The organism is Stenotrophomonas sp. SPM (genome assembly GCF_003105135.1).
Taxonomy (GTDB): domain Bacteria; phylum Pseudomonadota; class Gammaproteobacteria; order Xanthomonadales; family Xanthomonadaceae; genus Stenotrophomonas.
In genome coordinates this window covers 1-10099 of sequence record NZ_QETL01000129.1, presented here as the reverse complement: position 1 = coordinate 10099, position 10099 = coordinate 1, and the positions used below count along the sequence as shown (strand labels likewise).

7 protein-coding genes and 1 pseudogene are annotated in these 10099 nt (G+C 70.5%); 3 read left to right on the top strand and 5 right to left on the bottom strand.

Going from position 1 to position 10099, the window contains the following annotated elements; translation table 11 throughout:
* A pseudogene (locus tag DCO49_RS18125) lies at positions 1-850 on the top strand (transmembrane BlaR protein); the annotation flags it as partial.
* A 71-nt stretch (positions 851-921) separates the two neighbouring features.
* On the opposite strand, the gene DCO49_RS18120 reads toward DCO49_RS18125, so the two are convergent.
* The 3 genes from DCO49_RS18120 to DCO49_RS18110 all read right to left on the bottom strand — a co-directional run bounded on the left by DCO49_RS18120 (position 922) and on the right by DCO49_RS18110 (position 4838).
* A complete protein-coding gene (locus tag DCO49_RS18120; RefSeq protein WP_116865182.1) occupies positions 922-1245 on the bottom strand; it encodes an I78 family peptidase inhibitor in 324 nt (107 codons plus the stop codon).
* A gap of 84 nt (positions 1246-1329) precedes the next feature.
* Entirely contained in the window at positions 1330-2352 is a 1023-nt protein-coding gene (locus DCO49_RS18115; RefSeq protein ID WP_116865181.1) for a ribonuclease H-like domain-containing protein, read from the bottom strand.
* On the bottom strand, positions 2349-4838 hold the full coding sequence (locus DCO49_RS18110) for a DEAD/DEAH box helicase (protein ID WP_116865180.1): 2490 nt from the start codon (positions 4836-4838) through the stop codon (positions 2349-2351). The genes DCO49_RS18115 and DCO49_RS18110 overlap by 4 nt, the downstream gene beginning before the upstream one ends.
* A gap of 198 nt (positions 4839-5036) precedes the next feature.
* On the opposite strand from DCO49_RS18110, the gene DCO49_RS18105 reads away from it, so the two are divergent.
* Together DCO49_RS18105 and DCO49_RS18100 are read left to right on the top strand one after the other, a co-directional pair.
* Positions 5037-5531 (top strand): hypothetical protein, encoded by a 495-nt coding sequence (locus DCO49_RS18105; RefSeq protein WP_116865179.1) that lies wholly within the window; start codon positions 5037-5039, stop codon positions 5529-5531.
* A 37-nt stretch (positions 5532-5568) separates the two neighbouring features.
* Positions 5569-6243, top strand: coding sequence for a hypothetical protein (locus DCO49_RS18100; RefSeq protein WP_116865178.1), 675 nt, complete (start codon positions 5569-5571; stop codon positions 6241-6243).
* A 50-nt stretch (positions 6244-6293) separates the two neighbouring features.
* Here the strand turns inward: DCO49_RS18100 and DCO49_RS18095 are convergent, their stop codons facing one another.
* Positions 6294-8102 (bottom strand): hypothetical protein, encoded by a 1809-nt coding sequence (locus tag DCO49_RS18095; RefSeq protein ID WP_116865177.1) that lies wholly within the window; start codon positions 8100-8102, stop codon positions 6294-6296.
* On the bottom strand, positions 8099-10099 hold a 2001-nt coding region (locus DCO49_RS18090; protein ID WP_116865176.1), incomplete at its 5' end, for a hypothetical protein. The genes DCO49_RS18095 and DCO49_RS18090, both read right to left, overlap by 4 nt.

The window sequence follows — 10099 nt, the reverse complement described above, 5'->3', positions numbered from 1 at the left end:
GAAGACGGTTCCTGCACCGCCTGCACCGCCGGCCGCGCCCGCTGTGCCGGCCTCCGCTACCCGCGTGGTAATGCCCGCGCCGCCTGCCGCACCGGCGGCCCCCGCTGCGCCGCCCGCACCTCCGGGGCCCCCTGTGGACGACGAGGATGACGATGACAGTTACACCACGGTGGGCGAGCTGCACCTGGGCAATGACCTGGAACGTGGCCACGTGCTGATCGACCATGGCCGCAGCTATGCCAGCGCGACGATCGATGACATCCAGCAGGCCCGCCGCGATGTCGGCCGCGACGGCCCGGTGCTGTGGTTCCGCGAAGGCAACAAGCGCTATGCCGTGCGTGATCCGGCCTTGATCCAGCCGCTGCAGCGCGTCTATGCGCAATCGGCCGAGCTGGGTCGCCAGCAGGGTGAGCTCGGTCGCGAGCAAGGCGTGCTCGGGCGCCAGCAGGGTGAACTGGGCCGCAAGCAGGCCGTGCACGCCCGCGAAATCAGCCGTGTGGCGACGCAGGCCGCCAGCCGCGCAGTGCGCGAGAGCGACATCAACCGGCAGGCCGCAGCGGAGGCCGCGAGGGCCGCGAGCGGTTCGATGGATGATGCCGCGATTGCCCGCCAGGCTGCAGCCGAGGCCCGTCTTGCGATGCGTGAAGTGCAGGCGGTGCAGGACGCGCACAGTCACGACATCAGCGAACTGGCCAACCAGCAGGCGCAGCTGGGCCTGCGCCAGGCTGCGCTGGGCAGCCAGCAGGCGGAACTGGGTGAACGCCAGGCGCAGCTGCAGGCACAGGCGTCGGCCCAGGCGAAGCAGGTGATCGCCCGCGCCATGGCCAGCGGCAAGGCCCAGCAGCTGTAGGACCGCTTCGCTCGCCGGGCATGGCCCGGCGCTACCGGATCGATCGCGCCCGCGGATACGGCGCGGTTACATCAACCGCAGCTGGCGCGCTCGATCTTGTTCTGCTCGTCCACGTGCACGGTCACGCGGTCCTGGCGGAAATCCATCGTCACGGCCATGCCCGGCTTCACCACGCGTGCGTTGCGGGCGCCGCTGTCGGCCACCAGCTTCTTGATGGTGGCCTCGTCGGCGGTCTTGCCGGTGAAGGCTTCCAGCGCCTCGGGGCGGCACTCATGCGCGCCCTCGGCGCCCTTGGGCGGCAGGGGGGCTGTGTCGGCGGTGCTGCTGGTACCGGCATGGCTGCAGGCCGCGAGCGGCAGGATGCCGGCCAGCAGCAACAAGGTCGTAGGGCGCATCGGCACGGCTCCGGTGAAGGGACTACGGGCAGTGTCGCCGCTGCGCGTGTCAGTGGTGTCAACGCCGCCTGAACCCGCGCCAGGCTAGGGCTGCACCAGCGCCAGCGTTTCGCGCTCGCGCTGTTCCTCGCGGATCAGCCGCTGCAGCAGCAAGGCCAGGGTCACCACGTCCTGGTGGTTGTGGTCGGCCACGCGGCGCAGGTTCACGGCATCGCCGCCGCGCAGGTAACGCAGCCATGCTGCAGGCGCTTCCGAACCGGGCAGGTCATCCTCGCGCACCACGCGCAGCAGCTGGCGTTCGATGGTGGAGAGCTTGCAGTTCTCCCAGCTGCCACGATAACGCCGGCGGGTGGGGTAGAGCAGATCCACATGGTCCAGCGCGGTGATCGGGCAGCGCTGCCGGGCCAGCCGGTAGCGGGACTTCAGCAGTGGTGCATCGTAGCTGCGGCCGTTGTAGCTGCAGAACACGGTGGAGGGCTGCAGCCAGCTGGCGAAGGTGGCCAGCATCGCGTCCTCGGCGGCCATGGTGGACATCAGCAGTTGACGGATGCGCAGGCCTTCGCCGCGCTGCGGGCAGGCATGCCAGTCGGCGGCGCCGATCATGAAGGCACGGGTACCGGTGCCACCGGCCAGGCCGGTGGTTTCGGTATCGAAGAACAGCAGGTCGCGGGCGGCCACGTGCTCGCCATCGCGGCGGGCGAAATCCAGCGACAGCGGCTGCGCGGGAATCGCCTGCGGCTGCAGTGATTCGATCAGGAACAGGCCCGGTGCGATCTGCTCGCCGGGCAGCTGCCGGTCCTGCGCGCTGGCCCGCACCGGGGCGGCGCTACCACGCGTGCGCAGGCCGAGCAGGCGATGCAGGCCGCCCACTTCCGGCCGCCGCAGCGGTGCCGGCGCCGTGGCAGGTGCCACCGCGCCGGTCGGCTTGTGGCGGATCTCCTGTTCGACCCAGGCAAACACCGAGCGCTCGGCCGCAGGCTGCCGCGCATCGTTGGCGGCTACCGGGGCCGGTGTTGCCGGTGGGGGCTCGGGCGCGGCCGGCGTGCTCGCCTTCGGGTCGCCGGCCTGCTTCCGCAGCAGGCGCAGCTTGTCCAGGCTCAGGCTCACGGTGCCAGCAGCTCCATCGGCTCGCGCGTGGTCACCACCACGTCGCACACGTGCTGGCAGGCCTGCGCATCGAACAGGTCGAGCACGCGCAGCGCCAGCGCACGCGGCGAGGTTTCATCTTCTTCCTGCGCGGCCAGCACCGGGCCCACGCAGGCCGGGCAGCCGGCTTTGCAGTCGCAGCGCTGCACCAGCTCGCGCGCGCGCTGCACCAGTTCGGCCTGGCGCTGCCACAGCGGCTCGCTGAGGCCGACGCCGCCGGGGAAGTTGTCGTACAGATAGACGGTGGGCACGAACTCCTGCAGCAGCTCGACGATGCCGGGATCACCCTCGCCACCGCGCAGCTGGCCACGGCCGGTCTGGTCGGCGATCGCGAACCACGAGCCATCGCCGTTGCCGACCGATTTCTGCAGGTCGCGCGCATCGGCCATCACCGCCACGGTGGCGACGATGTGCAGCGCATAGGCCGCGCCGAGGAAACCATCCAACGCATCCTGCTTGCTGGCGAACGCGCGCAGCAGCAACGCCTGCGGCAGCTGCCACCACACCGCAGTGGTATGCAGTTCCTGGTCGGGCAGGTTCACCGGGCCGTAGCCGATGTTCTCGTGCGTGTAGTAGCGGATCTTCTTGTAGCCGGCCACGCGGCGCACCACGTGCACTTCGCCATGGTGCGAATCGCCACGGCCGGCCACGCCGCCATCGAAACGGTCCAGCACCTTGAGCTTGGTGAAGTCGATGCTGTCGGTGTAGTAGTCCACGTGGGTGCGCGTGACGTAGGCCTTGCGGCCTTCCCAGTCCAGCGTTTCCACCTGGTACGGGGTCGACTGCACCATGTGGATCGCGCCTTCGTACAACGTGAGCGCGGCCGCGGAATAATCGACTTCGGCGATGATCTGCTGGCGGCCATCGCTGCGGTCGACCACCACGAAGTTGCCATCGGCCACCGCACGCAGGCTGACCGCGTTGGCCGGGTAGCTGTCGGCGATCCATTCCCAGCGCTCGCCTTCGCGATGGATGACTTCGGTTTCGGCCAGCGCTTCCAGGAACACTTCCGGATCGATCGGGCCGAAGCCATCGCCGACCCGGAACGGCAGTTCGAAGGCCGCGCAGCGGATGTGGTCGAACAGGATCAACGGCTGGTCCGGCGCGATGCGCGCGTGCTCGGGCGAGGCCTCGGCGAAGAAATCCGGATGTCGCACCACATACTGGTCCAGCGGCTGCGAGCTGGCCACCATCACGCCCAGCGCGGGCTGCTGGCGGCGACCGGCGCGGCCGAAGCGCTGCCAGGTGGCCGCAACGCTGCCGGGGTAGCCGTTGAGGATGACCACGTCGAGGCTGCCGATATCCACGCCCAGCTCCAGCGCCGAGGTGCTGACGATGCCGTCGATGTTGCCCGCGCGCATCGCACGCTCGGTCTCGCGGCGCTCGGTGGGCAGGTAGCCACCGCGGTAGGCGCGGATGCGGGGCGGCTTGCGCGGGTCGTGGTCGAAGATGTCCTTCAGGTACTTGGTCAGCACTTCCACCATCAGGCGCGTCTGCGCGAACACCAGGGTCTTCAGCCCGGATTTGATCGCGATGCGGGCGATGCGGTTGCTCTGCGAGCGTGCCGAGGCACGCAGGCCCAGGTCCGGGTTGATCACCGGCGGGTTCCACAGCAGCACCTGCTTGGGCCCGCTGGGCGCGCCGGATTCGGTGATGGCGGTGACCGGTGCCTCGATCAGCGCTTCGGCATGCGCCTGCGGGTTGCCGATGGTGGCCGAGCACAGGATGAACTGCGGTTGCACGCCATAGAACGCGCAGATGCGCTTGAGACGACGCAGCACGTTGGTGACGTGGCTGCCGAACACGCCGCGGTAGGTGTGCACCTCGTCGATGACGATGTAGCGCAGGTTCTCGAAGAACTGCGCCCACTTGGTGTGGTGGGGCAGGATGGCCTGGTGCAGCATGTCCGGGTTGGACACCACGATATCGCCGTGCAGGCGGATGGCCTGGCGCGCATCGCCGGGGGTGTCGCCATCGAAGGTGAAGGCCTTCACGCCGAGGTCTCCGGCGCGGTTGAGTTCGAGCAGCTCGGCCACCTGGTCCTGGGCCAGCGCCTTGGTCGGGAACAGGTACAGCGCCTTGGCCTTGTCCTGCATGGCCGCGCTGACCACCGGCAGGGTGTAGCACAGCGACTTGCCGCTGGCGGTGGGGGTGACGATGGCCACGTGCTCGCCGCGCTGGCTGGCCTCCCACGCTTCCGCCTGGTGGCTGTAGAGCTGTTCGATGCCGCGTGCCTTCAGGGCGGCGGCCAGGGCGGGCGGCACCGAATCGGGGATGGGCGCGTAGCGGCCCTCGCGGCCGGGAATGGCGAAACTGCCGGTGATGCGGTCGTGGTAGCGGCGCTGCAGGCGCGCACTGAGCAGGGCGCCATCGCGCGCGGGCAGGCCGTCGCGGGTGGCGAGCTTCTGCTCGGCGTCCGCCGTGCGCTTGGCGAGTTCGTAGGCCATGGAGGAGGGAGCCGGGACGGTTTGCGAGGGGTCACATGGCACCACAGATGGGTCTCAGGGTGTGAGACCGCGTGCCGGGATGCAGTGAACCATTCAGTGCGGCGGCACAGCCATCGCCGGCTGAACGCCGGTACTGCAGCCAACGAAATCTGAAGCCGTGATGCGTATCCTCGGGGATTGGACGCACCAGACAGGGCGATGGCTGTGGCACGACGGGAACTGCAGGGAGCACTTCTGGCCGGCATGATGCTGGCCGCCACGGCGCACGCGCAGCAGGTTGACCCCGTGATCGATCCGCCTGCGGCAGGCGAGGTGCCGCCCGCCGATGCCGCCGCGCCGCCGCAGGGCGATGTCACCACCCTGGGTGAAGTACGCGCGCTCAAGCCCGAGGACGAGGCGCTGGATCTGTACCGCTTCAAGAACCCCGTGAAGTTCGGCGACAACCGTTTCAGCCGCGACTGGAGCGAGCCGCCGTCGCCGGAACAGGTGAGCATGGGCGGTGGCTACATCATGATGGGCGTGGTGAAGGGCGTGCTGGCGGCCGGCCGCGGACTGAACAAGCTCACCGGTGGCCCCGACCAGATCCAGGCCGCCATCGCACGGCCGCCGCCGGAGCTGACCCCCGAACAGCGGCGCCGGGCACAGCAGTTCTGCGAGCAGCAGGGCGGTTGCGATCCCGCGGTCGGGAAGTAGGCGTTATCCTGCCGCCTTTCCTTACGAGGTTGCCTGGATGCTGCTGCGTTCCTTTCTCCTGCTTGCTGCGTTGAGCCCGCTGGCCGCCGCTGCCAGCGACCTTGCCGACGACGGCTCGTGCCGCAACGGCGCGTTCCCTTCCGCGCAATCGGATTTCGCCGTGGCCAAGGTGGTGGGCACGCAGCGCCTGTACCTGCTGGGCGACATGGACGGCTGCCCGGCCAAGGGCGAACCCGCCTGCCGCCAGCGCAGCTACGTGGTGAGCGGTGACACGGTGGTGACCGGACGTGACCTGGGCCCATACCGCTGCGCGTTTTTCCCGAACAAGGTGGGTGGCAGTGCCGGTTGGGTCGACCGCAGCAAGCTGCAGCCGGTGGCACGGGTGACCCCGACGCTGCAAGGCTGGGCCGGTGACTGGAAGGACGGCGACAACGGCCTGCGCATCTCGGTGCGTGGCAGCCAGCTTCACGTCGAAGGTGATGCCTACTGGCCCTCGGCCAACCCCACGCCGGAACAGCGGCCGTATGGGCCGAACATGGGCCAGGTGGAAGCGCAGGCCACGCCGCGCGGCAGCCAGGTGGATTTCGTCGAGGACAGCTGCACGGTGCACGCGCAGTTGCTGGGCGATGTGCTGGTGGTGTCGGACAACAGCGAATGCGGCGGCATGAACGTGCGGTTTGACGGCGTGTACCGGCGCACCGGAGCACGGTGAGGGATGGGGTCAGGGCCCTTTCGCACGCGAAAGGGATCCGACCCCGTGGCTCAGCGCCGCCGTTCCAGCCACCACAGCAGCGATGCGCACAGCACGAACGCCAGCCACCACGGCCAGCGTGAGCCGGGCACCGGCTGCATTGCTGCGGTACCTGCAGGCGCTCCCATCGCCAACGCCTGCGTCGTCGCATCGCTCATCGCCTGGCGATGCAGCGCCGCCGCCTCCTTCGCGTCGAACACATAGCGCCAGACGGTCGTGTCGCCATGCTGCAGGCGCTGCCAGCCTGCTGCCTGCGGCCACCATCCGGCGCAGCGCATCGACGAGGTAGTGGCATCGACGACCAGCGGCACGCCCGCGCCCTTCGCATCGAACGCCTGCAGCGGGGCCTGCACGCCACACAGCGCGACGCGCTCGCCCAGCCAGGCCTGCGCCTGCGGTGACCACAGCGCGTCCGTGCCGGGCTGCGCGCGCGCCAGCGTGGCGACCACACCGCTCCACAGTTCGCCGTGGCGATCATCGCGGCCGGCCAGCACCCAGCGCCAGCTGTCGGTGACCGGCAGCAGGCCGATGCGGCCCTTGCCGACGCTGCGCCAGCCACCAAGGGGCTGGCCCGCAGTGTCGTGCAGCAGGGCGCTGCCGTCGTTGACCTGCAGCGCGAGCGCCTCCAGCGAGGGCAGGGCGGCGCTGTGCGAGCTGCGGTCCGCCGCTTCGCCATCGGCGGTAGGCAGGGTGGCCGAGTCCAGCGGGCCGCGCCGTGCGGCGAGCATCGCGCTTTTGCCATCGCCAGGCAGTTCGACGGCGTGGCTGCTGCCATCGCCCTGCACCGGCAGGCCGAGGTCACGCAGGCGTTGCCGCGCGCTGGCCGATGGAGCGCCGGCGCTGCGGAGCAGCACCCCGAGGCCGTTACGTAGTGCCTGGCGCACCGCGGTCAGTTGCCCCGCGCTCAACGCCGCCAGGCTGCGCTCGTCGAGCAGCAGCAGGTCGCTGCGCGCCAGTGTGGCCGCATCCAGCGCCACTGCACCATCGCCCACGCTGAGCCCAGCGCCGGTGTCGGCCTGCACCTGCACGCGCAGGCCGGCATCGGTGGCCCAGCGACGCAGGTACTTCAGTTCCGGCCCGGGCGCGCTGGCACGCACCAGCAGGCGCAGCGGTGTGGCCGCCAGTGTCTGCTGCGGCACCGGCACGCTGTCCAGCACATGGGCCTGCGCATCCATCAGGCGCAGATGGAAGACGCTGCGGCCCGGCGCACGGGCGATGCCGCTGAGCTGCACGCGGCCATCGGCGGCCACGGCCACGCGATCGACCACGGTGTCGGCCGGGTCCAGCAGTTCGGCGCGGCCCGTGGTGACACCGTGTGCCTGCGCGCGCACCTCGAAGCGCGCACCGGGTGCGGTGTCGGCAGGTGGCTGCAGCGCGATCCAGCCACGCGGCGCAGGAGAGGCCTGCCAGCTCACGTGCGGCGGCAGCGACGCGTCGCGATCACGCGCGGCCAGGCCGGCGCCGACCAGGGTCAACGTGGTGGCCGGGTGCTGGCGCAGCGCCGTGGCCAGATCAGCTGCGCGCTGGCCGCCCGGCACATCCGCCGCCTCTGGCAACAGCAGCAGCGGGCCATCGCTGGCTGGTAACGCGCCGGCAGCCGCCGCATCGGCAGTGAGCACCACCAGGCCGCCCGCAGGCAGCTGCTGGCTGGGCGGCAGCAGGCAGAAGTACAGCAGCACGGCGGCGATGGCCTGCAGGCCCAGCCGTGCCGCGCGCTGGCCGTGATGGGCGGTGGTGGCGCGCAGTTGCGGGACGCTGGCGAGGATGACGATGACCGCCAGTGCCACGGCCAGCCACAGGTTCAATGCAATGGCATTCATGGCTGCACCTCCAGCGCATCGAGATAACGCTGGCCCATCGCATCGGTGGCGGTGCGCCGCATCACCTGCGGCAACGGACGCTGCAGGGCGCGCCACAGCTGCGCGCGCAGGCGCTGGCGGCAGTCGCTGCAGTCCGGTTCGATGCGCAGCTGTTCAATGGCGGCGGCAAGGTCGAGGGCATCGGGCAGGAAGGCGGCGTTGCGCTGCTGCCACGTGGCCAAAGCGTCCAGGTCAGGCGTGCCATCACCGTCGCCCAGCCGCTGCCAGGCCTCGACGATGGCCGGGTCCGGCGGCGTGCGTGCGGCCAGCGGCAGCTCGCGGCTGGCCAGGCCGGCGCGGTCGCCGCCCAGCCGTCGGCCCTCGTCGATCGGTGGCAGTTCCGGGCCGACGCGGGCCAGATAGATGCGCTCGGCCTGCTGCACCTGCTTGATGAAGGCCAGCGCCTTGTAGGCGAACGGCAGCGCCTGCTCCGGGCGGCCCTGGCGCAGCTCACCCTCGGACGACCACATCTGGTCCAGCGCGGCCTTCAGCGTGGCGCGGGTCTGCGGGTCGAGCAGAGTGGCGGCCTCGGCGTGGTCGTGGGTGTGGCCGTACTCGGACAGCACGTCGGTGGCGCTGCCGAACACCGGTGGCGTGTCGGCGTTGCCGGCGGTACTGCCGTGGTCATGATCGTGGTCGTCGTGCGCGCCGGCCTGGGCATGTCCGTGGTCGTCGTCGTGATCGTGCGCGTCCGCCGTGGGTGCATCGCTGGTGGGCAGGTCGCTGGTCGGCGGTGTCTTCTGCGCGCCTTCGCTCTCCTCACCGAGGAACTGGCCGTAGCGCAGGCGCAGGATGCGCTGGTCGACGCCGATGGCATCGCTGCGCTTGATGAAATCATCGGCAGCCAAGCTGCGGCGTTGGCGGATGAGTGCTTCGGCGTCGATGATGATCTGCCGCTGGCTGCGGAAGTAGGCAGGCAGCGTCTTCTTGATGCGGCCTTCCAGTTCGGCACCGAGCGCGACTTCGGTGGTGGGCAGGCGCAGGATCACGCTGCTGCTGCGCCCGGTCTGCGCGTTGGGGGCCTGGTTGTCGCGTACTTCCAGCTGTGCGATCACATCATTGCCGGGCTGCGCGCCGAGTGCGACCAGATCGAGGGTGTGGGCGAAGCGCCGCGCGGTGGGTTCGCCGCTGCCGGTGAGGGTGACGCTGCGCTGGACGAAGGTGATGTTCTCGCCGCTGCCCTGGGTGGTGGTGATCGACAGCTTTGCCTGCGCGGCTACGCCGTAGTCATCGCTGGCTTCGAAGCGCAGCGCCCACTGCCGCTGCCCGGGCGTGCCCAGTACCAGGCTGGCGGCCGGTTCCAGCACGCGCACGCTGGGCGCGCGGTCGGGCACCACATCCAGCCGGTACAGGCGGGTGCTGGCCAGGGCGGGCTCGCTGACCACGCGGTACAGCACCGGCGCACGGGCTACGTCCTGTGCCTGCCATTGGCCGTCGTGCTCGCGCAGGGGCAGCCGTCGCCCGTCGTGGAACTGCAGCCATGCCTTGCTGGGCGTGTGGTCGAAACGCACCGACCACGACAGCCGGCTGTCCGCGGCCACCTTGGCGTCCAGTGCGTTCTGGGTGAGCGTGGCCTGGCCGGTGTACGCCGGTGCATCGATCTGCAGGCGGGTCGACTGCAGCTGCAGCGGACGGGCAGCCGCCGTGGGTGCCGTTGCCGTGGCTCCGATGCCTGCGGAGACGCACGCGCTGCGTGGCCAGCCCAGCGCGAGCAGGGCGATGGCCAGGCCGGCGATCCAGCACAGCGCCAGTGCGGCGCGCGGCCAGCGCGGGCGCAGGTCCGGCATCGTGCGTTCCAGCGTCGCCAGCACATGCGCGCGCTGGCGCTGCTGCAACGGGTTGAGGCGGGCGACCTCGGCAAACAGCAGATCGGCGCTGTCCTCGCTGCGGCCGCTGCCATCGAGCTGGCGCTGCAGCCAGCGCCGGTCCATCTGGCGAGCACGCGCGACGGCCACGCC